The sequence below is a fragment of the Pseudomonas sp. P1_F1_2 genome (assembly GCF_056405815.1).
Genome location: NZ_JBFUBK010000013.1, coordinates 1 through 23,561 on the forward strand (window position 1 = coordinate 1; position 23,561 = coordinate 23,561).

At 58.6% G+C, this 23,561-nt stretch carries 22 protein-coding genes and 3 pseudogenes; 11 read left to right on the forward strand and 14 right to left on the reverse strand.

Annotated features, from left to right (window positions below):
* Positions 1–71: 71 nt before the first annotated feature.
* Positions 72–2,792 carry a magnesium-translocating P-type ATPase gene (gene mgtA / locus AC1D2P_RS05870; RefSeq protein WP_109786174.1) on the reverse strand — a complete coding sequence of 907 codons (2,721 nt, stop codon included), beginning with the start codon at positions 2,790–2,792 and terminating at the stop codon, positions 72–74.
* A gap of 284 nt (positions 2,793–3,076) precedes the next feature.
* The gene (locus AC1D2P_RS05875) at positions 3,077–3,361 is read right to left on the reverse strand and encodes a hypothetical protein (protein WP_109786173.1); all 285 of its coding nucleotides are present in this window, start codon (positions 3,359–3,361) and stop codon (positions 3,077–3,079) included.
* A 598-nt stretch (positions 3,362–3,959) separates the two neighbouring features.
* Here AC1D2P_RS05875 and AC1D2P_RS05880 point away from each other — a divergent pair.
* Positions 3,960–4,556 carry a DinB family protein gene (locus AC1D2P_RS05880; RefSeq protein WP_477758101.1) on the forward strand — a complete coding sequence of 199 codons (597 nt, stop codon included), beginning with the start codon at positions 3,960–3,962 and terminating at the stop codon, positions 4,554–4,556.
* On the opposite strand, the gene AC1D2P_RS05885 is transcribed toward AC1D2P_RS05880, so the two are convergent.
* A complete protein-coding gene (locus AC1D2P_RS05885; protein WP_477758102.1) occupies positions 4,468–5,397 on the reverse strand; it encodes a LysR substrate-binding domain-containing protein in 930 nt (309 codons plus the stop codon). The genes AC1D2P_RS05880 and AC1D2P_RS05885 overlap by 89 nt on opposite strands.
* Before the next feature lie 399 nt (positions 5,398–5,796).
* On the opposite strand from AC1D2P_RS05885, the gene AC1D2P_RS05890 reads away from it, so the two are divergent.
* The 4 genes and pseudogenes from AC1D2P_RS05890 to AC1D2P_RS05905 all read left to right on the forward strand — a co-directional run.
* On the forward strand, positions 5,797–6,165 hold the full coding sequence (locus tag AC1D2P_RS05890; protein ID WP_477811343.1) for a DUF6124 family protein: 369 nt from the start codon (positions 5,797–5,799) through the stop codon (positions 6,163–6,165).
* Positions 6,166–6,311: 146 nt separating this feature from the next.
* Positions 6,312–6,491, forward strand: a pseudogene (locus tag AC1D2P_RS05895) (aldo/keto reductase); the annotation flags it as partial.
* Positions 6,492–6,541: 50 nt separating this feature from the next.
* Entirely contained in the window at positions 6,542–7,339 is a 798-nt protein-coding gene (locus AC1D2P_RS05900) for an SDR family NAD(P)-dependent oxidoreductase (RefSeq protein ID WP_046031813.1), read from the forward strand.
* Between the two features lie 23 nt (positions 7,340–7,362).
* Positions 7,363–7,532 (forward strand): annotated as a pseudogene (locus AC1D2P_RS05905) (SRPBCC family protein); the annotation flags it as partial.
* A 233-nt stretch (positions 7,533–7,765) separates the two neighbouring features.
* On the opposite strand, the gene AC1D2P_RS05910 reads toward AC1D2P_RS05905, so the two are convergent.
* A complete protein-coding gene (locus AC1D2P_RS05910) occupies positions 7,766–9,163 on the reverse strand; it encodes a sensor histidine kinase (protein ID WP_109786169.1) in 1,398 nt (465 codons plus the stop codon).
* A complete protein-coding gene (locus AC1D2P_RS05915; protein WP_046031458.1) occupies positions 9,141–9,824 on the reverse strand; it encodes a response regulator transcription factor in 684 nt (227 codons plus the stop codon). The genes AC1D2P_RS05910 and AC1D2P_RS05915 overlap by 23 nt, the downstream gene beginning before the upstream one ends.
* Before the next feature lie 176 nt (positions 9,825–10,000).
* Here AC1D2P_RS05915 and AC1D2P_RS05920 point away from each other — a divergent pair, with 176 nt between their 5' ends.
* The 3 genes from AC1D2P_RS05920 (at position 10,001) to AC1D2P_RS05930 (ending at position 12,192) form a co-directional block, all read left to right on the forward strand.
* Positions 10,001–10,306, forward strand: a complete 306-nt coding sequence (locus tag AC1D2P_RS05920; RefSeq protein WP_109786255.1) for a YdcA family protein — start codon at positions 10,001–10,003, stop codon at positions 10,304–10,306.
* Between the two features lie 187 nt (positions 10,307–10,493).
* Positions 10,494–11,432 carry a hypothetical protein gene (locus tag AC1D2P_RS05925; RefSeq protein WP_109786168.1) on the forward strand — a complete coding sequence of 313 codons (939 nt, stop codon included), beginning with the start codon at positions 10,494–10,496 and terminating at the stop codon, positions 11,430–11,432.
* Positions 11,433–11,652: 220 nt separating this feature from the next.
* Positions 11,653–12,192, forward strand: a complete 540-nt coding sequence (locus AC1D2P_RS05930; RefSeq protein WP_223525161.1) for a hypothetical protein — start codon at positions 11,653–11,655, stop codon at positions 12,190–12,192.
* Between the two features lie 131 nt (positions 12,193–12,323).
* Here the strand turns inward: AC1D2P_RS05930 and AC1D2P_RS05935 are convergent, their stop codons facing one another.
* Positions 12,324–14,135, reverse strand: a complete 1,812-nt coding sequence (locus AC1D2P_RS05935) for a monovalent cation:proton antiporter-2 (CPA2) family protein (protein WP_109786166.1) — start codon at positions 14,133–14,135, stop codon at positions 12,324–12,326.
* Positions 14,136–14,329: 194 nt separating this feature from the next.
* Between AC1D2P_RS05935 and AC1D2P_RS05940 the strand changes: the two genes are divergently transcribed.
* Positions 14,330–15,244, forward strand: coding sequence for a LysR family transcriptional regulator (locus tag AC1D2P_RS05940; protein WP_046031454.1), 915 nt, complete (start codon positions 14,330–14,332; stop codon positions 15,242–15,244).
* On the opposite strand, the gene AC1D2P_RS05945 is transcribed toward AC1D2P_RS05940, so the two are convergent.
* From AC1D2P_RS05945 to AC1D2P_RS05960, 4 genes are all read right to left on the reverse strand, one after another.
* Positions 15,234–16,010: a substrate-binding domain-containing protein gene (locus tag AC1D2P_RS05945; RefSeq protein ID WP_477758103.1), complete on the reverse strand. Its 777-nt coding sequence runs from the start codon at positions 16,008–16,010 to the stop codon at positions 15,234–15,236. The two genes, AC1D2P_RS05940 and AC1D2P_RS05945, sit on opposite strands and share 11 nt — an antisense overlap.
* Positions 16,011–16,035: 25 nt before the next feature.
* Positions 16,036–17,328, reverse strand: a complete 1,293-nt coding sequence (tcuC, locus tag AC1D2P_RS05950; protein WP_223525165.1) for an MFS transporter — start codon at positions 17,326–17,328, stop codon at positions 16,036–16,038.
* A gap of 155 nt (positions 17,329–17,483) precedes the next feature.
* On the reverse strand, positions 17,484–18,089 hold the full coding sequence (locus tag AC1D2P_RS05955; RefSeq protein ID WP_109786163.1) for a DJ-1/PfpI family protein: 606 nt from the start codon (positions 18,087–18,089) through the stop codon (positions 17,484–17,486).
* Between the two features lie 87 nt (positions 18,090–18,176).
* Positions 18,177–19,247, reverse strand: coding sequence for a sensor domain-containing diguanylate cyclase (locus AC1D2P_RS05960; protein WP_046031450.1), 1,071 nt, complete (start codon positions 19,245–19,247; stop codon positions 18,177–18,179).
* Positions 19,248–19,569: 322 nt separating this feature from the next.
* On the opposite strand from AC1D2P_RS05960, the gene AC1D2P_RS05965 reads away from it, so the two are divergent.
* Complete coding sequence (locus AC1D2P_RS05965; RefSeq protein ID WP_109786160.1) at positions 19,570–19,908, forward strand: FKBP-type peptidyl-prolyl cis-trans isomerase; 339 nt, start codon at positions 19,570–19,572, stop codon at positions 19,906–19,908.
* A 104-nt stretch (positions 19,909–20,012) separates the two neighbouring features.
* Here the strand turns inward: AC1D2P_RS05965 and AC1D2P_RS05970 are convergent, their stop codons facing one another.
* Positions 20,013–20,348 (reverse strand): hypothetical protein, encoded by a 336-nt coding sequence (locus tag AC1D2P_RS05970; protein WP_109786159.1) that lies wholly within the window; start codon positions 20,346–20,348, stop codon positions 20,013–20,015.
* Positions 20,345–21,583: an S-type pyocin domain-containing protein gene (locus tag AC1D2P_RS05975; protein ID WP_477758104.1), complete on the reverse strand. Its 1,239-nt coding sequence runs from the start codon at positions 21,581–21,583 to the stop codon at positions 20,345–20,347. The genes AC1D2P_RS05970 and AC1D2P_RS05975 overlap by 4 nt, the downstream gene beginning before the upstream one ends.
* 139 nt (positions 21,584–21,722) lie before the next feature.
* Here AC1D2P_RS05975 and AC1D2P_RS05980 point away from each other — a divergent pair.
* Positions 21,723–21,887: pseudogene (locus AC1D2P_RS05980) on the forward strand (FKBP-type peptidyl-prolyl cis-trans isomerase); the annotation flags it as partial.
* Between the two features lie 76 nt (positions 21,888–21,963).
* On the opposite strand, the gene AC1D2P_RS05985 reads toward AC1D2P_RS05980, so the two are convergent.
* A complete protein-coding gene (locus AC1D2P_RS05985) occupies positions 21,964–22,308 on the reverse strand; it encodes a pyocin S6 family toxin immunity protein (protein ID WP_477758105.1) in 345 nt (114 codons plus the stop codon).
* Positions 22,309–22,447: 139 nt separating this feature from the next.
* Positions 22,448–23,479, reverse strand: coding sequence for a D-cysteine desulfhydrase family protein (locus tag AC1D2P_RS05990; RefSeq protein ID WP_223525171.1), 1,032 nt, complete (start codon positions 23,477–23,479; stop codon positions 22,448–22,450).
* Positions 23,480–23,561 lie beyond the last annotated feature (82 nt).

A 23,561-nucleotide genomic window follows, 5' to 3' on the forward strand; every position in this document is an offset into this window, starting at 1 on the left:
GCCCGCTCCCACAGGGATTGTGCTGTTCAATCCCTGTGGGAAAGGCCTCTCACTACTGGGTGTTCAGGCGATCAGAACCACTGCTTGAAGCGGCGGATGTAGATCGTTTTCATGACCTGCGCGAAGACGCAGTAGCTGAGCAAGGTGCCCACCAGCCAAGGGAAGTACGCCCATGGCAACGGCTGCAAACCGACCAGCGTGCCCAGTGGCGAAAACGGAATGTAGATGCCCAGCACCATCACCAGTCCGGTCATCAGGATCACCGGCAATGCGGCCGTGCTCTGGAAGAACGGAATCTTCTGCGTGCGCAACATGTGCACCACCAGCGTCTGGGACAGCAGCCCTTCGATGAACCAGCCGGACTGGAACAGGCCCTGCATCTCCACGCTATTGGCGGCGAACACGTACCACATCAGCGCAAACGTGGTGATGTCGAACACCGACGAGGTCGGTCCGATCCACAGCATGAAACGGCCGATGTTCTTCGCGTCCCACTTGCGTGGTTTGCTCAGGAACTCCTTGTCCATCTTGTCCCACGGCAGCGCCAACTGAGAGATGTCGTACATGAGGTTTTGCAGCAGCAGATGAATCGACAGCATCGGCAAGAACGGAATGAACGCACTGGCCACCAGTACCGAGAACACGTTGCCGAAGTTGGAACTGGCGGTCATGTTAAGGTACTTCATGATGTTGCCGAAGGTTTCGCGGCCTTTGAGCACGCCTTCTTCGAGCACCATCAGGCTCTTTTCCAACAGAATGATGTCGGCCGATTCCTTGGCGATGTCAGTGCCGCTGTCCACCGAAATACCGACATCGGCATCACGCAGGGCAGGGGCATCGTTGATGCCGTCGCCGAGGAAGCCCACGGTGTGACCGTTCGATTGCAGCGCCTTGAGCACCCGCGACTTTTGCAGCGGCGTCAACTTGGCAAACACCGTGCGTTCTTCGACGCGCAACTTGAGGGTGGTGTCGTCCATGGTCTCGATGTCGTGACCGAGCAGCGGTGTGCCAGGCTCCAGACCGACTTCGCGGCAGATCTTGCACGTCACCACGGCGTTGTCGCCGGTCAGCACCTTGACGGTCACGCCCATGTCCCGCAGTGCCGCAATCGCCGGACCAGCGGTTTCCTTCGGTGGATCGAGGAAGGTCAGGAAGCCGCGAATCACCAGGCCATGTTCGTCCTGAGTGGTGTACTGGTTTTTGCTCTGCGCCTTGGGAATCTCGCGGGTGGCGACCAGCAATACGCGGAAACCGTCCTCGTTGTATTCGTTGGCCAGGCTCAACAGGTCTTTGCGACGTTGTTCGTCGAGTGCGACCACCGCGCCGTTTTCATGCAGGTGGCTGGAAATGCTCAGCATCTCCTCGACCGCACCCTTGCACACCATCAAATGATCGTCGTGGCTGTCCTTGACGACGATCGACAGGCGCCGGCGGACGAAGTCGAACGGCAACTCATCGACCTTGCTGTAGGCGAATGGCACACGGAACTTCGGGTTGCCGTTGGCGAACTGCACCACCGCCTGGTCCATCAGGTTTTTCAGACCGCTCTGGTGATGGCTGTTGAGCCACGCCAGTTCCAGGATCGCATCGTCGCGCCGGCCGTGGCTGTCGACGTGGTGCTCAAGGATGATCTTGTCCTGGGTCAGGGTGCCGGTCTTGTCCGTGCACAGCACGTCCATTGAACCGAGGTTCTGGATCGCGTTGAGGCGCTTGACCACCACCTTGCGCTTGGCCATGGCCATGGCGCCTTTGGCCAGGTTGGCGCTGACAATCATCGGCAGCATTTCCGGGGTCAGGCCGACCGCGACGGCCAATGCAAACAGCAACGCGTCGCTCCAGTCGCCCTTGGAAAAACCGTTGAGCAGGAACACGATCGGCACCATCACCAGCATGAAGCGGATCAGCAGCCAGCTGACGCTGCTCACCCCTCGGTCGAACGCCGTTTGTACCCGTGAACCGACAATGGCTTTGGCCAGCGAGCCGAAATAGGTGCGCGAACCGGTCGCGACCACCACGGCTTTGGCGGTGCCGCTGACCACGTTAGTGCCCATGAAGCAGATGTTCGGCAGGTCCAGCAGGTTCGACTGATCGGCAGCGTTGCCGGTCGCGCATTTCTGCGCGACGTTGCCCAGCGTGTCGTATTTCTCCACCGGCAAGGCTTCACCGGTGAGCACGGCCTGGCTGATGAACAGGTCGCGTGATTCGATCAGGCGGATGTCCGCCGGGATCATGTCACCGGCGCTGAGTTGCACAATGTCGCCGGCCACCAACTCGCGCATCGGCACTTCGCGCAGCGTCGCACGGCTGCCGCGTTGCCCGCGCCGCAGCACAGTCGCGGTGGTGCGTACCATGGCTTTCAGGGTTTCGGCGGATTTAGCGGAGCGGTATTCCTGCCAGAAGCGCAACAGGCTGCTCAAGGTGACCATGGTCATGATGATAATGACCTTGGTCAGGTCGGCTTCGTCGCTTTCACCCTGGCTGATTGGCAGCCAGTAGTCGGTGAAAAAACTGATGCCGGCCAGGGTCAGCAATACATAGATGAAGGGATTGTTCAGGGCTTTGAGCAGTTGGACGAGGGCGTGGGGCGGCTTGTCGTGGGCCACTTCGTTGTAGCCCCCGCGTGCCAGCCGCCCTTCGGCTTCCAACTCGGTCAGGCCGTCAGTGGTTGCGTTGAGGTTGGCGAGGGTTACGGCCAGGCCGTTCTGGGCTTCTCGTGCAGCGCGCATCGACAGCTTTGCGTTGTCGTTGCTGGCACCTTGGGTGCGGGTCTTCGGAGTTTTTACTGTGGTCATTGCGTGTGCTCCTGCCGCTGTCTTGCGGCACGACACACAGCCAACTCGCCGAACTAGAGGCGAGCGAACGTATGTCGAGCCGCAAACAAGCGATCGATGTCAGAAGTGTTGTTTTTTTGTTTTAACGTTCGCTGGCTATCAATAGGGAAGTGATAGGCAGCGAACCGTCTACTGGCTTCGTCCATAACTAACTCCGATTAACTAAAGTTTTAAAAGGCAATAAGAAGCTGCCGGTTTTCATCATAAGAAAACCGTTAGAAGAAGGACTTTAAAGTGCCTTCAAATCAATGGGCGGAGCGGGCCCCGAGGCTCGGATTCAGCCGGGGGGAGCGGCGCACGTAGCGCCGACTCGGTGGTTCCTGGTTGTCGTCCAGGCTCCAGCGCTGCACGAGCCGACCGGTCATCGGGCAGACGCGCCAGTTGGCACGCGGGTGTGCCTTGGCTTGGGAAGAAGGTGCGCAATAGGGCGCAATGGCGCGGTTTGCGGTGGTGCGCTCACGGCAGGGCTTGACCCGCATGGTCAAAGCAAAGGCGCGTACGCCGGGCATTACAGTGGTGTTGAAGTTCATAACATGCCTCTGGACCGGACTGACGCCGGTGAGGCAAGTTACGGTGGAGCATCAAGCTCTAGCGCAGCTCACCCGACCGAAAAGTCGAGCCCCGTCATTTTCTGGGTTGTGTGCCAGATTCTGCAGTTTTGCAGTAACCCGACAGCGACTAGATACTGTGTCCATTGGATTCTTTTGTGAGTTGAAAAAAGGCCTTCGTCGAAGGCCCGGGCAATTTACTCAGGGACGTTGGATACGTCAACCTTAAATGCCCGATTAATAGTGCATTGAGTGGAAATAGCGACAAACTTAATTAGTGGTTCAGCTAAATGACAGTGAGTTGTCTTTATCTAACTGCTTACACAATTGTGTAGCAGCTGCCGAGCCTGCGAGGCTGCGTCCGGCTGCGCAGCAGTCGTAAATCCTGCACGTGCGATTTGTCTGATGGAACCCAGTGTGTGAGTTGGCGACCACTGCGCCCGAGCGCGGACCGGCCGACGCAGGCTTCGCCAGTTGCTACAGAAGTCGTGTGGCGCAGGCGCCGGTTATCAGCGTTTGTGATGCGGCCCGCCATCAGGGCTATGCTTTGCAGTGCGCCCATCACCATGGGAGACCTCTGATGATCAACGTACGCACGGCCCGCATGCTTGCCGATTACAAAAACTGGGCCGACCAGCGCCTCTTTGACAGCCTGGCGGCATTGCCGGCGGGCGAGGTCAGCAAAGAGCGAGTGTCGGTATTCAAAAACATGATCGGCACCCTGAACCACATCTACGTCGTGGACTGCATCTGGCAGGCTCACCTCGAAGGCCGAGGCCACGGTTTCAAAACCTCACACGATCTGTTGCATGCCGACCTTGCCGAGCTGCGCAGGGCGCAACGGGAGATCGATCACTGGTACTGCGATTGGAGCGAACGCCAGACCGACGCATCGCTGGATAAACCCTTCGAATTTACGTTTGTATCGGGCGAAAGCGGCACCATGAGCGCCGGCGCGATGCTGATGCACGTGGTCAACCACGCCAGCTATCACCGTGGCTGGGTGATCCAGATGTACTTCGAGATACCGGCCATGCCGCCGGTCACGGACTTGCCGGTGTACCTGCGCGAGGCCCAGCCAACCGCTTTCAAGTCGCTGCATACCCCGGCAGTGGAGCCGACATGTGCTGTGCAATTTTCGAGCGCAACCAGCGTTCTGCCGGATCGTTATCGTTGACGCCGTTCCAGACCATGGACAGCTCGGACAGCACGATGTCGAACGGCGGGTCATCGGCCCGCAACTGGCTGCTGCCTTCGATCAATGCACACGCGGCATAATCCGGCACCGAGGCGAGCATATCGGTGCCGGCCAGCAACGAGCGCAAACCGGCGAATTGCGGCACCGCCAGCACGACCCGCCGTGAACGTCCGATACGCGCCAGGTCGTTGTCGATGGCCCCACTCAAATCCCCGGAAAACGACACCAATGCATGGGGGCGCTCGCAGAATTCATCCAGCGTCAGCGGGCCCGGGCGGTCATCGCCGCGCAGGATCTTCACGCTCAGGTCGCGCAACTTTTTGCGCTTGGCGTTGGCCGGCAACTCCGTGGTGTAACTGATCCCGACAGAAATCTCGCCGCTGGCGAGCATCGACGACATCAGCAGAAAATTCACGCGTCGCACCACCACCACAACGTTCTGCGCCTCTTCGCGAATTTGCTTGAGCAGCGGCGGAAACAGACCGAACTCAGCGTCGTCGGATAAGCCGATGCGGAACACATCACGGCTGGTGGACGGGTCGAAATCCTTGGCGCGGCTGACCGCGCCGGAAATGGTGTCCATTGCCGGCTGTAACTCCTTGAGAATCGCCAGCGCCCGTGGGGTGGGTTCCAGGGAACGGCCGATGCGCACCAGCAACGGGTCGTCGAACAGATCGCGCAACTTGGCCAGCGAGGCGCTGACGGCGGGTTGGCCGAGGAACAGTTTCTCCGCGGCGCGGGTCAGGTTTTTCTCGAACATCAGCGTTTCGAAAATCACCAACAGGTTCATGTCCACGCGGCGCAAGTCGTTGCGGTTCATGGAGAGGCTCGCAGGGATTTGAGGGTTTGTTCAGTAAAGCATCAAACCTGGAAGAGCCATTAAACAGCGATGTTTAACACACATCTCCAGACACTCTGCGAGGCTACACATCCTTGCGCCGTTACCTACGACTGCGCCAGAATCCGCCGGCTTGTGCGCCTTGGGCCGGGACTTTACTGTTTGCGGGTCGCTGCCAATTCAGCGACCGGATTTGACCGTCCGATTCGATCAAGGCGTATCAGTGTCCAAGAAAAGTGTCAGGCTTTTTGCGGTGGCTGTGCGCGGGACACCTTCGGGTGTGCCGGATTCCTTGATTTCCGGTCGGTCAACCCGCGTACAGCTGCCACCTTATCGTTTGACCGCGAACGGTGGCGGCTCCGCCAATCAAGGAGTTTCACTGTGTTCAAGATCACACCCAACCCACCCGAAACCRTCACCGACGACGTTTCCCCCTACGAATCCACCGATTCCAAAAAACTCAATACCGCCGCCGACCGCGCCCTCGATTACTACCTCAAACCCGTCATCCCCAAAGACACGCCACGCAAACCCAGCACGATCTACTTCGTCGGCCCCGACACCGATAACGAAACGTTGCTGGTGAACGCCTGCGAGACGTTGGCGTCCGCGAGCGTCATGTTGAGCGATTTCGCGGGGCAGTTAAGCGGCCCGCAGCGTCACACCCTGTTGGGCATTCAACACTCCGTCATGCTGGGTGAACTGGCGGTGAACTGGATGCTGGATAACGTCGACCCGCAAAACGCTTAACGCACAGATCGTTCCCACGCTCTGCGTGGGAATGCAGCCCGGGACGCTCCGCGTCCCATTTTAAAGCTGGAACGCGGAGCGCCCCTTTAGGCATTCCCACGCAGAGCGTGGGAACGATCCTCTCGCCTTAAGCCGCCCTTGGCTCTTGCGAACTGACCCTTGATCTGACCGATGCCCAACCCGACGGCTTCCTGCTGGCGGGTCGCTACACTCTTCTGGGCCATGATCGTGCCTTCAATGTCTTATGGACGTCGCGTTGGCACAGAACGTCGAGATCGTGGTCGGTGGTCCTTACAGTTCGGGCATTTTGGCCGGTGGTGCGCGAGGCCAAACGGGTGGCCGACCGCGCGCCATTGCCAATCACAGGAGTTTGAGCATGAAAATTGATCTGACTGGAAAACTCGCGATTGTCAGCGGCAGCACCGCCGGCATTGGCCTGGGCATCAGCAAGGCACTGGCCGAGTCCGGCGCCACGGTGGTAGTGATCGGCCGCGAGACGGCCAAGGTCGAGCAGGCGCTGGCGAGCATTCGTCAGAGTGTGCCAGGGGCTCAGTTGCGTGGCCTCACCGCCGACCTGGGCACCGCCGAAGGCGCCGAGGTGTTGTTCGCTGCCGAACCGCGCGCGGACATCCTGGTGAACAATCTCGGGATCTTCAACGACGTCGATTTCTTCGACACGCCAGACAGCGAGTGGACGCGGTTTTATGAGGTCAACGTGATCTCTGGCGTGCGCCTGTCCCGGCATTACGTGCCAGACATGGTCAAGCAGGGTTGGGGCCGGGTGATTTTCCTGTCCTCGGAATCCGGCATCGCGATCCCCGCCGACATGCTCAATTATGGCGTGACCAAAAGCGCCAACCTGGCAGTGTCTCATGGCCTGGCCAAACGGCTGGCCGGCACTGGCGTCACGGTCAATGCGATCCTGCCCGGCCCGACGTTGACCGATGGCCTGGAACAGATGCTCAAGGACGCCACCGCCGCCTCCGGCCGCAGCGTTCGCGAAGAAGCCGATGCGTTTGTGCGCAAGGCCCGGCCGACCTCAATCATCCAGCGCGTGGCAGATGTCGAGGAAGTCGCCAACCTGGTGGCCTACATCGCTTCGCCACTGTCCTCGGCAACCACCGGCGCGGCGCTGCGGGTCGACGGAGGTGTCGTCGATAGCCTGGCGATTTGAAAACCAGTGATTGAGAGAGCATTTCCACGAAGTATTTGGCGACGATCAACGTTGAAGCGCAGGGGCAGGGGGCGCGGGTGACGTGGTCGGCTTGGTTTGAGCCGGTGGGGGGAGTGAGGAAGAAGTCGTGGCGTTGTTTACCGGGATTAATCAGGGTGGACTGGACGCTTTGCGGGCCAACTATTCCGCTTAGAAGTACGACTTAACCTTGTAGCAGCTGCCGAGCCTGCGAGGCTGCGTTCGGCTGCGAAGCAGTCGTGGAATCAGATGACGCGGTGTTTCAGATAGACCGCGTGTGCAGGGTTTACGACTGCTTCGCAGCCGGACGCAGCCTCGCAGGCTCGGCAGCTGCTACAAGCGGACGCAGCCTCGCAGGCTCGACAGCTGCTACAAGCGAACGCAGGCTCGGCAGCTGCTACAGAGCTGCTACAACGGTTGTGTCAGTGCAGAGCTTTTGCAATCGAGCGCCAACCGCGCGCCACCGAGTTCGCTGTTACCCACTGCAAGCGCAAAGCCATGCAGGCTGGCAATCGCCGCGACGATCGACAACCCCAACCCAAACCCGCTTTTCTGATTTCCGCCTTCAGCACGATAGAAGCGCTGGAACACCGCCTCCCGCTCGGCCTCGGGAATCCCTGGCCCTGAATCGAGCACTTCGATTCGCGTAAACCCGCCCTCGCTGACCCCACGCAAAATCACCTCGCCACCCGGAGGTGTGAATTTGATCGAGTTGCTCAACAGGTTCGCCACGGCTTCGAACAACAGTGCGCGATCGCCAGTCAGTGCGGGCAATGTCGCCGGCAATTGCAGTGTGAACACCAGTTCGCCTTCTTCCGCCAGTGGCAGGTAAAAGTCGTGCAGCTCTTGCAGCAACGGCACGGGATCGAGTTGCACGAACCCCGACCGACGCTGGCGATCCTCCAGCTCGGAGATCCGCAGCAACCCACGAAAACGCGCCATCAGGGTGTCGGCTTCACCGAGTACGGAATCCAGTTGCACGGCCAGCGTCGAGCCGTCTTCAGCCTGCTGTTGAATCCGGTACAACTGGGCCCGCAGGCGTGTCAGCGGGGTGCGCAGGTCGTGGGCGATGTTGTCGCAAACACCCTTGACCTCGTGCATCAAGCGCTCGATGCGTTCGAGCATGGCGTTGACGATGGCAGCGAGCATGTCCAATTCGTCACGACGATTGGACAATGGCAGGCGCCGGGTCAAATCGCCGGCAACGATGGCTTCGGCGCTGGCCTGGATCGCGCGGATACGCCGCAGCGGTCGGCGGCGCAACACCTGCCAACCGACGATGCCCGGAAGAATGGTCAGCGTGACACCCCAGAACAACGCGTGAAGGATGATCCGGGTCACAGCGAACAACGAACCGTTGTCGCGCACCAGAATCAGCCAGCGACCGTCACGCGTCTGGGTCGCCACGGCGTCGCAACTGTCGGCGGGCAGGGTCGGGTCGTCGGACTCTGCGCAGTCGCTGAGCATGTGGATCTTGCCGTCCAGCGGCAAGTCTTCGGGGATATGGTGCAGCGCACCACTGAGGTAGCGATGCTGGTGGTCGAACAGGCCATAGGCGTCGATGCCACGTATGTCGAAGGTCATGCTGACGGCGAGGGCGTCCACCAGCTGTTCGCCCTGAAAGCGTGAAAACAGATGCTGACGTTGCATCAGCGAGTGTTTGGCCAGATTGTCCAGGTAAGCGGACACCTCGTAATACATGACACCCATGAGGATCGCGCTCCAGATCACGAACAGCGAGCTGTAGAGCGCCAGCAAACGGCTGCTGGAGGAACGCCAGCCTTTAGACGGGTTCGGCAATGACATAACCCGAGCCTCGCACGGTCCGAATCAGTGGGACCTGGCCTTGCGGGTCGATTTTCTTGCGCAGACGGCCGATGTGCACGTCGATCAGGTTGGTGCCGGGGTCGAAGTGGTAGCCCCAGACTTCTTCGAAAATCATCATGCGCGACAGGATCTGCCCGGTGTTGCGCATCAGGAATTCGAGCAACTTGTACTCGGTCGGTAGCAGTGTCAGCAGCAGGCCGGCGCGGCTGGCTTCGTGGCTGATCAGGTTGAGTTCCAGGTCGGCCACTCGCAAGGTGGTGGCCTGGGCGGTCACGGTGTTCTGACGGCGCAGCAGCACTTCGACCCGGGCGGCCATTTCATCGGTGGCGAACGGTTTGGTCAGGTAATCGTCACCGCCGGCGCGCAAACCACGCACGCGCTCATCGACGTCGGAGAGGGCGCTGATCATCAGGATTGGCGTGGCCACGCCCATGGTCCGCAACGTGGTGACAATCGCCAGGCCATCGAGCTCCGGCAGCATGCGGTCGAGGGTGATCAAGTCGTAATCGCCACTGACGGCACGCTCCAGGCCTTCACGACCGTTGTCGACCCAATCGACATCGAGGCCGTGGCTGCTCAGTTCGGCGACAATTTCCCGGGCGGTCACGGCGTCGTCTTCGATGGTCAAGATGCGGGTCATAAGGCTGGCCTGATAATCGGTTCAATACGGAGTGGGGAACATTTTGCCCAGAATTACGCGTGACTTAATAAATTAACTTTCATGTTGCACCAGGGGCCACTGCGGAACATTGATATCATACGGCCACAACTTAAACAGGAAGCTGCGTTGTGCACTCGTTGATTCGCCGTAGTGGGATGCTGATTGTATTGCTGTTGTGCCTCACCAGCCTGTCTGCCTGGGCGGGCAATACACCTTGTTCGGGAAAGAAAGGCGGTATTGCCCGCTGCGATGGCGATCTGTTTTTGTGCAATGACGGCTCCATCAGCGGTTCTAAGAAAAGCTGCTCGGCGATGTATGGCGGCCAAAGCCAGGCCCGTCCGCAAACGCTGATCCAGAGCGACGATGGCTGCGCCTGCGGCACTGGTTCGTTCTGCACCGGGCCCAGAGGCGGGGTGTATTGCCTGACGCCTAGCGGTAATAAAAGCTACAAGCGCAAGTAACTCATCTGCAGTGCATAAAACCCGTCGGGATGACGTGTTCCTTGCAAAATGCATGGAAAAGGGAAGTTCAATCTTTATAGATTATTGAAATACAAAGATTTATTTAATTGTCGCGACTGGCACGGTGACTGCAATTACTCATTCGAAGAGTTGTAACACCATCTTTCCTGCCTGGAGCGATACAACAATGAATAGATCCTCTGAAGGTTTCTATCCCATCGCAGAAGAAACAAGCACGCTGTCGGGGGTGTCCTGGGGCGCGATTTTCGCCGGGGCCGCGGCAGCCGCGGCGTTGTCGTTGATCCTTTTGCTGCTCGGTGTCGGCCTGGGTTTTTCCGCGGTATCGCCGTGGGCCAATGAAGGCGTGAGCGCCAAGAGCCTGGGCATATCAACCATCGTGTGGCTGGCGGCGACGCAAATCGTCGCTTCCGGGCTCGGTGGCTACATTGCCGGTCGCCTGCGGATCAAGTGGGCGAACCTGCACGGTGACGAGGTGTATTTCCGTGATACCGCCCATGGCTTTCTCGCCTGGTGCGTGGCGACGCTGGTGACGGCGACCCTGGTGGTCGGCTCGGTCAGCAGCATCGTCAGTGGCGGTGTGCAAGCCGGGGCGAGCGTGGTCGGCGGGGCGGCCAGTGCGGCCACTCAAGCGGCGAGCACTGCGGCCGGTAATACCGACAGCGATCAGTACGGTTACTTCGTCGACAGCCTGTTTCGTGACGATCGCCCGGCCGCCGTCAGCGATGACGCCGTGCGTGGCACGGTCACGCGCATCTTCATGCGCAGCCTGAGTAACAACGGCTTGACCGCCGAAGATCGGACTTACCTGGCGCAACTTGTTGCACAGCGGACCAACCTGACTCAGGCAGACGCTGAACGCCGTGTCGATGACGTCTACGCCCGTACGCAAAAAGCCGTTGCCGACGCCAAACTGGCCGCACAGCAAGCCGCCGACACGGCCGCGAAAGTCGCCGCCTGGACCTCGTTGTGGATGTTCATCGCACTGCTGATCGGCGCTTTTTTCGCCAGCCTCGCCGCGACCTTCGGCGGTCGCCGCCGGGACGCTGTGGTGTACGTCGAAACCGACGCCTACCTCACCACCGCTTCGCTGCAACCTGTTCGTTAACCCAGGAGAATCATCATGCGCTCATTACTGCTGTTCTTCCTCGGCGTGCCCATCCCGATCATCATCCTGATCGCCTTGTTCATGCATTGATCCCTTGAGGCACATGCCTCTGCCGCTTCTGCCTCTGGTGGAAGCGGCGTTTTGCTTTGTGGCCTCCAATAAAGCGAAGATGCCCGCCACGGTTCTTGAATTGGGTTGTCTTTGAAAGGGGAGTAGTGAGTTGGACAAAAAGGAAATCAAGCGGCAACTGGCGGCAATGCTCGAAGCCGGGCGCTCCAAAACCGAAACGTTCAAGGCGTTTTCCGGTGGGGCGGTCAAGGACCGGGTACTGGCTTACTGGATTGGCGCCCGAGCGGATCCGGCGCTACGGGAAAAACACGCACTCAAGGTCAATATTTTGCTCGCACTGATGTGCGTTCAAACCTTGCTAGGTGCCGTCAGCGGATTTTACCTGGGCTCGACGATCGGCCCTGGTGCCGTGGTGTTTTTTACTCTGTTTGCGGTGCTGGTGCCGCTGGCGTTTGCCTGGGGGTTCTACAAGAACTCGGCACGGGCCTACACCCTTTACTTGATTCTGACCGTCAGCCAGATCTCGCGGATGTTCAAGGGATATGAGGAAGACCCGGTGATGACCGTGGCCGGTTTTGTGATCACGTTGGGCATCGTGTGTTTTGTCGCTTGGGTAAAAGTGCTGCTGTTCCCGGACCTGGGCTTCGTCGGCTCGAAAAGGGTCAAGGGCGAGTACGTATTTTCCAACTGATTCTTGGGAGGCGCCTGGCATTGCACCGCGTCATCGTTCATCGCGGGCAAGCCATGCTCCCACAGGGGCACACTGTCACACTGTGGAAGCATGGCTTGCTCGCGATGGCGTCATCACAGTCGCCACACCGCTTAAACCTTGCTCGCCTCCTGCTCCTCCAACTGATCCGACTCAAACAGTTTCGCCAACTCTGCCCGCGCTTCCTGCGCCGTCTGCAACACCTTCGCTGCATCGTCATAAACCGCATGCTGTGCTTCCAGCACCTGTTCGTCGTGATGCTGGAAGCGCTTGATCCGCGCATCGGCCTGGGCCTGGGTCAGACCCAGGCCAACCAACGTGCGCCGGCTCATCTCAAGGCTCGAATAGTAGGTTTCGCGGATGGCCTCGGCGCCAAGGTCCACCAACCGGTGCACATGCTGACGGTTACGTGCACGGGCGATGATTTTGATGTGCGGATACAGCCGGTGCACGACCTCGGCGGTCTTGATATTGGTGTCTGGGTCATCGGTGGCGATGATGAAATATTCCGCCTGCTCGACCTTGGCCGCGCTGAGGATTTCCGGGCGCATCGGGTCACCATAGAACACCGGCACGCCGCCGAAACTGCGGGACAGTTCGATGGTTTCAACCGAGGTATCGAGCGCCACGAACTTGATGTTCTGCGCCCGCAGAATCCGCGCGACGATCTGCCCCATCCGGCCCATGCCGGCAATCACCACGCGCGGCGTATCGGTGTCGATGTGGCGGAATTTCTCGGGCACCACGACCGGTTGCACCTTCGGCGAATACAGACGTGCGCACAGCAGCAACAACAGCGGCGTCACCGCCATGGACAAGGTGATCGTCAGCACCAGCAAGTCGTACAGGTGCGGTTCGAACAAGCCCTGGTCGCGGCCGATCTTGAACACCACAAACGCGAACTCACCGCCGGCCGCCAGCACGATGCCCAAGCGGATCGCACTGACCTTGCCCAGCCCACCAGCCAATCGCCCGACCACAAACAGCAGCGGCAATTTGATTGCGATCAGCAGCAGGGTCAGCCCGAGTACTGCAATCGGTGCGTTGAGCAACAGGCTCAGGTTGGCGCCCATGCCGACGCTCATAAAGAACAGCCCCAGCAACAGGCCTTTGAACGGCTCGATCTGCGCTTCCAGTTCATGACGGTACTCGGAGTCAGCCAGCAGCAGCCCGGCGAGGAACGCACCGAGCGCCATGGACACGCCGACCAGGTCCATCAACCACGCCGTGCCGATCACCACCAACAGCGCGGTCGCGGTGGACACTTCCGGCAGACTGGTTTTGGCGACCACGCGAAACACCGGTCGCAGCAGGTAACGTCCACCGATCACTACCACGGCAATGCTGCCTAGCACGCGTAAGCCGTGATTCAGGTCTTGCGCAGCAGTGGAAGTGTGATCACCGCCGGCCAGCAACGGCACCATAGCAATCAGCGGGATCGCGGCGATGTCCTGAAACAGCAGAATCGCAAACGCCAGGCGACCGTGAGGGCTGGTCAGTTCCTTGCGCTCGGCGAGGCTTTGCAGGCCAAAGGCTGTCGACGACAAGGCCAGGCCCAGACCGAGCACGATGGCGCTGTTCAGCGGTTGGCCGAACACGAACAAGGCGACTACGCCGATGACCGAACCGGTCAGCAGCACCTGTGCCAGGCCCACGCCAAACACCGATTTGCGCATCACCCACAAGCGCCGCGGCGACAGCTCAAGGCCAATGATGAACAGCAGCAACACCACGCCCAGTTCAGAGATATGACTGACGCTTTGCGGGTTGCCAATCAGCCCCAGCACCGACGGCCCGATGAGGACGCCGGCAAACAGATAACCCAACACGGCACCCAACTGCATGCGTTTGGCCAGGGGAACGACGAGCACCGCCGCGAACAGAAACACGACAGCGGCTTGTAAAAGGTTGCCTTCATGGGGCATGACTGACTCCAACAACGGTACGGCGGGGGGGCAAGGATAAAGGCTGAGGCGAGAGGCGTCAGCTATGAACATAAACGGGGTTAGCGTCTACACCGTTGAAGCGCGCTGATGTTGAAGGTGCGGTTACATTTTGCATCAATTAGTGACATTCATAGGATAAGCTGATCAATCTGTTTGTTCACGAGTACACACCGATGGCCATCAATTTTGACCTGAACGATCTCCAGGCTTTTCGCGCGGTGGTTGAGCAGGGCAGTTTTCGCAAGGCCGCCGATACGGTGCGTATCTCCCAGCCAGCACTGAGTCGTCGGATCGAAAAACTTGAAGATGCCCTGGGTGTGAGACTGTTCGAGCGCACCACGCGCAAGGTCAGCCTGACCCAGGCGGGACGCGGTTTCATGCCCAGTGTCGAGCGGTTACTGGATGACCTGGACGTGGCGTTGCTGGGCATCAGCGAAGTGGCCTCGACCCGGCTCGGCCATGTCACGGTTGCCTGCGTGCCGTCGGCGGCTTACTACTTCATGCCGCGGGTAATCGCCCATTACCACCGGCAATTCCCACGGATCAAAGTCAAAGTGCTGGATTCCAGCGCGCACGAGGTGCTGAGTGCAGTGGTCAACGGTGAGGCGGATTTCGGCCTGAGTTTCATGGGCACGCTGGAGGCCGAAGTCGAGTTCGAACCGCTGGTGAAGGAGGGCTACGTGGTGGCTTGTCGGCGCGATCACCCGCTGGCCGGGCGCAGCAGCGTGACCTGGGACGAGTTCTATCAGCAGGATTACATCTCGCTGGACAAAACCTCGGGCAACCGCTTCTTGCTGGATCAGGCACTGACCGGCATCGTGCCGCAGCGGCCGAGCATCTGCGAAACGCGGCATGTGACGACAATGATTGGCCTGGTGGAAGCGGGATTGGGTATCGCGGCGGTGCCGTTGATGGCGATGCCAGCGGCAGATCATCCGATCCTGACCCGGGTGCCATTGATCGAACCGCAAGTGATGCGCAGCGTCGGTCTGATCAAGCGCCGGGGTCGTACATTGACCCCGGCAGCATTGGAACTGGAGCGGCTGGTGGTGGAAATGAAAGTGCAGTCACCTGCGATCAGCGGCTGACCGAATCCAGCCCTGTAGACTTTACATCCGACTGAGCGGCTGAGGAGGCCAGGTACTCAAGCAAGGCCTTGGCTTGCGCAGGGTGTTGCGCACCCACCGCAATACCGGCGGCGAATCGGGTCACCGACTGCACTGACTCCGGAATCTTCGCCACAAAACTCACCCCCGGCACTGGCAGCAATTCGCTGACCTGCTGAAAACCCAATTGATAGTCGCCACTGGCAACGACCGAACCCACCGGGATTTTCGGGATCATCTTCGACTTGGGTTTGAGCTGGTCTTCGATGCCCAGTCGCTTGAACAGTTGATCTTCGATGTACACGCCGCTGGCACTGTCGGAATAAGCAACCGAGCGGGCATCGAGCAGGGTCTTTTTCAGACCGTCGACGGAGCTGATGTCTGGCTTGGGAGCACCTTCGCGTACCACCAGCCCAATTCGCGAGTCCGCCAGTTCAACCCGAGAAGCCGGGTCGACTTTGCCCTGTTTGATCAGTTCATCCAGGGCGTAACCGACCATTATCACCACGTCGGCTTTCTCACCTCTGGCCAGACGATTCGGGATCGCTTCCGGGGCTTTGCCCATGGAAGGGCCGAGAGCGGTGTCCAGGGTATTACCGGTAGACTCGGCGAATTTCGGGCCGAGGATTTTGTACGCAGCAGTGAAACCACCGGAGGTCATCACGCGGATATCTTCGGCCTGCGCGATATTACTCAGGCCAAGGCTGGCAGCCAGCGTCAGGGTTGCAAATTTCAATAGTTTGTTCATGTCCATGTTCTCGAAAAGGGCAGGATCAAGACGCCGCCGGTTGCAGGCGACCGGTCGAACGGCGATACAGATACAGCGTTGCGCCCAAGGCGCAGAGTGCGGCGAAACTCATCCAGTAACCCGGCGCGGCCTTGTCGCCGGTGTACTGAATCAGAAACGTCGACATCGCCGGCGTGAAACCACCAAACACTGCTGTTGCCAGGCTGTAAGCCAGAGAGAAGCCGGCAACTCGAACCTCACTCGGCATGATTTCGGTGAGCGCGGGGATCATTGCGCCGTTGTACAAGCCGTAAATGAACGACAGCCATAACAGCACCAGCAACATGTGCATGAAGCTCGGTGCGTTCACCAGATAGGTCAGCGCCGGATACGCGGTGGCAAGGGTCAGCAGAGCCATGGCAATCAATACCGGACGCCGGCCTATACGGTCGGACAACGCGCCCCCGATCGGCAGCCAGATGAAATTCGAGACACCCACCAGCAAGGTCACCAACAATGCATCGGATGTGCTGAGGTGCAGCACGGTTTTGCCAAAGGTCGGTGCATAGACCGTGATCAGGTAGAACGCAGTGGTGGTCAGCGCGACCATCATCATCCCGGCGAACACGATGACCCAGTTCTGTGCCAGGGTACGGAACACATCAGCCATGCTTGGCCGGTGTTTGCGCGCAGCGAATTCCTCGGTTTCTTCCAGGTTGCGCCGAAGGAAAAAAATGAACGGCACGATCATGCAGCCGACGAAAAACGGAATCCGCCAGCCCCAGTCGGCGATCATCGCGGGCGCCATCCATTGGTTGAGCCCATAGCCCAGCGCCGCCGCAACGATGATTGCTACCTGCTGGCTGCCAGACTGCCAACTGGTGAAAAAGCCCTTGTTGCCGGGGGTGGCGATCTCGGAGAGGTACACCGACACACCACCCATTTCCGCTCCGGCCGAGAAGCCTTGAAGCAATCGGCCAATCAGCACGATGGCAGGTGCGAATAACCCGATGGTTTCGTAGCCGGGCACCAACACAATCAGAATCGTGCCGCTCGCCATGATCGACAGTGTGACAATCAACCCTTTGCGCCGGCCCACGTCATCGATGTACGCACCCAGTACGACGGCTCCCAGTGGGCGCATCAGAAAGCCTGCACCAAACACGGCGAAGGTCATCATCAAGGACGCGAACTCGCTGCTGGCGGGGAAGAACACCGCAGCGATCTGTGTGGCGTAAAAGCCGAAAAGGAAGAAGTCGAACTGTTCGAGGAAGTTGCCCGAGGTGACCCGGAAAATCGCACTGGCGCGGGAGCGCCCGGTCGGGATTGATGTTGTCATTGACGTGTACTCCACCGCTTTTATGACGTGCCCGCCTGGACGCGGAGCACGGTTCTTATTGGGGCGGATAGTGGAGCAGGAAGATCGATATGATAAGTGCATTGTTGGCATGCATTGATGCGCCAAACGGATCAATGCACTTGCGGGCGGTGCCGCTACAGATGGGCCTCGATGTGAGTAAACGCTTGCGCCACGTAGCCTTCTTTCTCACCCACGGGCGCGAAATAGTGCAGTACCTCGTGCGCCGTTTCAGTGCCCTTCAAACGTGCCAGCAACCACGCGACAAGGTACTGCGCCGACAAACAACCCCCCGCCGTGGCGACATTGCCATTGGCATAAAACGCCTGATTGACCACATTGACCCCGGCCGCCTGCACCCACGGTTTGCTGATGGAATCGGTGCACGCGGGGGCGTCGCCAAGCAGCCCGAGTTTTGCCAACAGAAAAGTGCCAGAACACTGCGCAGCCAGTAGCTGGCGGCTTGGGTCGAAGCGCAGTTGGTCCATGATCGTCGAATCCTCGGCCACTTCCCGGGTCTTCCTGCCACTRCCGACCAGCACCGCATCCGCCTGACAGGCCTCGGCCAGATCAATGTGCGCGTCGATGGTCAAACCATTCATCGACGTGACCCGCGATGTCGGCGAGGCAATGCTCACGTGCCAGTCCTTGTCGCCCAGCAGCGAAACCCGGCTGAGCATGCCGTAAGCAATCAGGGAGTCGAGTTCGTTGAAACCGTCGAAAGTCAGAATGGCGATGTGCATGGCGGTTGATCCCGGGTGTTTTTACGCAGCCTACGCCGACCCGGGGCGCAACTCCCGGTACAGTGCGGGACAGAATCATCGAAACAGTCAGAGACGAGCCTGCACGGCGCTTTCGCCGCCCAACCGATATTGATTATTGCCACTGCGCTTGGCTTCATACATCGCCAGGTCCGCAATATGAATCAACCGGTCCATGCTCTGTGCATGGTCCGGAAACACCGCGACGCCCAGGCTGGTGCCGATGTGACGCTGATCGTTGCCGATGGTGATCGGTGGTGACAGTTCGACGAAGATTTTCTGAGAGATAGTGCGGGCTTCTTCCTGCAGGCAGATGTTTTTGGACAAGCCTTGAAGGATGACCACGAACTCGTCACCGCCAATGCGGGCGACGGTGTCGGTTGAGCGCAAGATCGTCTTCAAACGTGTGGCGGTGGTGATCAGGACGCGGTCGCCGGCGGCATGACCGTAGTGGTCGTTGATCGCCTTGAAACCATTGAGGTCGACAAACACCAGCGCAATCCGGGTGGCGCTGATGCGTGCTTGTTCCAGCGCTTCGGACAAGCGTTCTTCGAGCACCAGGCGATTGGGCAGGCCAGTCAATGGGTCGTAGTGAGCCAGGTGTTGCAGGTAACTGGCGGAGGCTTTTTCCTCGGTGATGTCGCGCACTACACCCATCATTTTGATGGTGGCGTCGTGGTCGTTCTTGACCACATTGCCGGTTTCTCGCAGCCAGTGAATGCTGCCGTCGGGCCAGACCACGCGGTATTCTTCGTCATGGTTTTCGCCGGTTTCCAGGCAGCGCAACTCCCCGGCACGCACGCTGGCCCGGTCCTCCGGGTGTACGCAGGAACAAAACAGGGCGTAGGAGGGCGTCACTTCGCCGATCTTGAAGCCGAACATGCCGTAGATCGCATCCGACCAGTAAAGTTTTTCGGTGTCGACGTCCCAGTCCCAGGTGCCAATGCGGGCGAAATATTGGCTGCGCTTGAAGCGTTCGACATCGCCATCCTGGCGCACCGAAGGGCCCTGGGACAGGCTGGCGATCAGCGTCCGGCATTCGGCCAATTGCTTTTTCAGCGAACGTTCCCGATGGATCATCGCGATGAGCAGGGCAAGCAGGACTGAGCCGATGGCTGCGCTGGTCCAGAGCGGATTCATTCAGGGATCGCCATCATTGGGGTGTTAAACCGAGGAGGATTAGGTGTTTATGTTAGTTCACCCTGTCACCGGGTTACAGTCGCTTTCTTTGCAGCCAGCGCTAGACTTGATTGGCACGCCCTCAGCTTCGTGATCATCCACCTGCTGGAGATCATCAGCATGTCTCAGGTCAGTACTTCGCGGTCGAGGCGAAGCAGAAGGAAGACAAGAAAGTCGTGGAAATGTTGTCTCACCGAGATTAAGGCGCCTGAGTAGTTGCCAGCCGGGTGATTTTCTGGGAAAACCACGCCCCTCGAATTCCGCCAACAGATGAAACATCGTCATGAATGAAGAACTGCAAATCATCGACCTCCAGCCAGGCGACGGCAAAGCCGCTGTCAAAGGCGCGCTGATCACCACCCAATACCGTGGCTGGCTGGAAGACGGCACTGAATTCGACTCTTCCTACAGCCGTGGCAAACCTTTCCAGTGCGTGATCGGCACGGGTCGGGTTATCAAGGGCTGGGACCAAGGGATCATGGGCATGCAGGTGGGCGGCAAGCGCAAGCTGTTGGTGCCGGCGCATCTAGGCTATGGCGAGCGTTCGATGGGGGCGATCACGCCGAATTCGAATTTGGTTTTCGAGATTGAACTGCTGGAAGTGCTGACGCGGGATGATTGATTTGTTGGGTGTGGGCTGAAATGGCGAACCCCGCCATCTCTGTTAGAAGAAATGGTGGGGTTTTTATGTGTTGGGAGGGTGATTTCTGGTTTTGATTTAGCGAGTCAGGTGAACATTTCAATATCGTCGAGCGTGTCAGCAACTGTGGCTTCAAGTGCAGGGAATTTTCCTTTTACGGAATCAAGGGCGGGCATCACGGCTTGCATTTCAAGCTCACCGAATCTGCGGGCTACATGGCCGAGTGCGGTGATTGCTGCCGCAGCCACCGACTGAGTGCCACTCTCGAGATGTTTCAGGCAAATGGTCTGAGCCCAGGCACTGTCTTGCTCATTTAATCCGATGGAAATCAGCGCGGTGACAATGTTCCTTTCTAAGCCGCTATCAACGAGACTGACTGCTTCGTCATGGCTAATCGACGGATCGTGGTAGATAAGACTCACTGTTTAGCTCCCAGGATGTTTCCCTTGGTGTCGGCTTTTTTTGCCTTGATCAATACATTTTTCATATCTTGATGGAGTTTATTCCATGCTCTGACATGTCCGTGGTAATCGTCCCCTCCCGTATGATCAAAGACGACAAACTCGTTCGTTTTGGGATCAATACCAATCCTGCGTTCCGATGTAGGTTTTACCTGTACTGAATTATCCAAAGCATCCTGGCCATTCTCGGGACCCTTACTTTTAACTGGTGTATCCGTCTTTCCATGGTATCTGGCAGCATCGAATCGCAGGGAAAAGACAATGTAAAGAGGCTTGATGCCGGAATCAGCCGGAAAAACAAGGATGAAGTCCTTGTACTCAGGCGGGTAGATCGGGTTAACAATGATGCTGTCAGCCGCTGGTGTAGGCGGATAAATCCAGATTTGCGGAGCTTGTGGAGCTCCTTCTAGCGGCGGTATTCCCGAAGTGCTCGACGGATCTACGGCTGGTGTCCATATCAGCGTTACCCCGTTACCAAAGTCAGCCACTTGCTGAGAGCCTTGAGCTACGAACTGCACGACAGGAATCATTTCCCAGTCGCTGCGCTTTTGAGTGTTGTATCCGTATGCCTTCAAGGTGCCGTTGGCCTGTTGTTCTATATGCAGGCGAACTCGGGTGCGACCTTCTTTGAGTGATTTGAGCTGTTCTTCCGAATACAGAGAACTGTCCCCGAGCGTCGATGGCCAGAGCAACGCAACGACTCCCGCCAAAGCGCCAGCAACAACACCAGCCGTCACTACCCCCGCACCGCTTGCAGCCGCCCCGGAGCCAGCAGCTCCTACACCACCCAAAATCAGTGTTCCGAATGAGCGAGGTAATGCGCTACCACTGATTTTTTTTAGAGGTATGTTTCTTGCTTCATCCCTTTCGCTGCCATCTAAAAGCGAGAACTTTCCGTAGTCCGCCAATTTCTCGACCGGGACAAACCCGGTTGGATTGTCGTGGTTGATTACGCCGTCGGGGAGGTTGCAACTTTTGGCGAATACGCAACCCTTGGAGCTGGGCTGGTCATGTTGCTGAGGTTGCCTTATGAAACGGTTTTCATATGCCTGTTGTCGGGCCAACATGTCTTCATATGTTTTTTGCCTCGCGTCGCGTTCTGCCAGTTCGGAGGCGGTCATGTAGCGGCTGGTGTTGTGGTGCCCGTCGCCTGACGGTGGGTTTTGAACCCTGGGTATGTCTGTTTTGCGGGCCATGAGCGTCCTTGTTTCATTTTTTGAAAGCGATGCGGACGCTATATCAAAGGGTATTTGAAAGATGTAGGACGGGTCTGAAGCTCCGGCTGTTGTTACAAATGGCGCTCTTCGCTGTAGATCAGTACCAACCTACATATGCAAAACTTGCGACCAAGGGATCATGGGCATGCAGGTGGGCGGCAAGCGCAAACTGCTGGTGCCGGCGCATCTGGCCTATGGCGAACGGACGATGGGCAAGATCACGCCGAACTCGAATTTGATTTTCGAGATTGAGCTGCTGGAAGTGCTGACGCGGGATGATTGAGGCGGGGGGGCGGAACGCCTCACCGTCCTGTTGCGCAGCCACCTTCAAACCTGCGAATAATGCACTTCAGGAAACCCTACCCCCGCAACCCTATGAACAGATCCAGTTCAGTCGGTAGCTGCTCATTGAGCGCAATTGCGATTTGTTGGACTTGTCCGGCGGTTAGAAAACAGTCCCCGTCCTCGCTTTGATCAAGGTTTTTCCAGCCCAGTACTCCCAGTATCGTGACTTCAGACTCACGCGGAACGGTCAGTTCGTACTTCAGGAAGTCACCCTCCTGATCACCTTTTAGAAACCCACTGATCCAAAAATAATACTGGGACCCCTGGGTTGTTTTCGGAGGGCGATGCCAGTTGCAGGCAGGGAGTCCGTCGCCCGACGGTGGATTTTGAATCGTTGGTTTCTCTGTTTCGCGAGCCATAAGCGTCCTTGTTTCATCCTTTAAAAGCGATGCGGACGCTATCTCAATGAGCTTTTGATAGCTGTAGGACTGATCTGAAATTTTGGTCGTTATTTCAGATGGAGGCTTCCTACTGTGTGTCCTTGAGTGATGCTGCCACTCACCCCTGAAACGCCTCCCTATACGCATACAACCCCGGCGCACCACCCGTCATCACAAACAGCACATTGTCCCCACGCTGGAAGCGCCCGTCCCGGAGATCGGCCACTAGCCCGGCAAACGCTTTGCCGGAATACACCGGGTCGAGCAACAGGCCTTCTGCGCGAGCCATCAAGTGCACCGCCTCGCGCATGGCCGGCGTCGGGAGGCCGTAGCCATCGCCCAACTGACTGCCGTCGATGACAATATCTGAAGCCTGAACAGTGGCGCTGCTGCCCAGCAATGCCAGTATTTCCTGAGTCAGTTGCAGGGTTCGGGCCGCCGAAGTTTCTCTGTCTGATAAAACCGAGTAGGACTTCACCAGCGAGGCACTTCGATCCAGTAGCTCAAACCCGGCCGCGAGCCCGGCGTGGGTGCCGGCGCTGCCGTTCGGCACCACGACCTGGTTGAAGGCCAGGCCGAGTTCGGTTTGCTGTTGCGCGATCTCCGCCGCGCAGCGCGCATAGCCAAGGCTGCCCAGTGGTGTCGAACCACCCGTAGGAATCACCAGCACCTTGCGTCCGGAACCCCGAAGGTGTTCGGCACGATTCTCGGCTTCGGCGAGTGAATTGCTGCCGCCGGCAAGCACGCGGAGGGTGGCGCCGAATAATTGGTCGAGCAGGATGTTGCCGTTAAGTTCGTAGTCCACTTCTGTTTTGGGCACTGAACGGGTGAGGATCAGTTCGCAGGCGATGCCGAGGCGGGCGCATGCCGCGGCGGTCAGGCGCGCATGATTGGATTGAAGGCCGCCGATGGTGAAGACCGTGTCGACCCCTGCTGCCAGCGCTGCACCGAGATGAAATTCGAGTTTGCGCAGCTTGTTGCCGCCACCGCCAATCAGCATGTGGTCATCGCGTTTGACGAACAGGCCGATGCCTCGGGCCTTCAAACCCAACTGCTGTTCAATGCGTTCAGCGCGCTGGATTGGCGTCGGGCCTTGCAAAAGGTCGGTCCGGGCAAAAGAACTCAGAGACGTGTCCAGTAGGGTTTGCATCAATGGCGCCTCGCGGGTTTTGTTGCGGTGACTCTAGGGAGAAAGCCACTCTCGATAAACGCATCGCAGGTAATTACTCCTT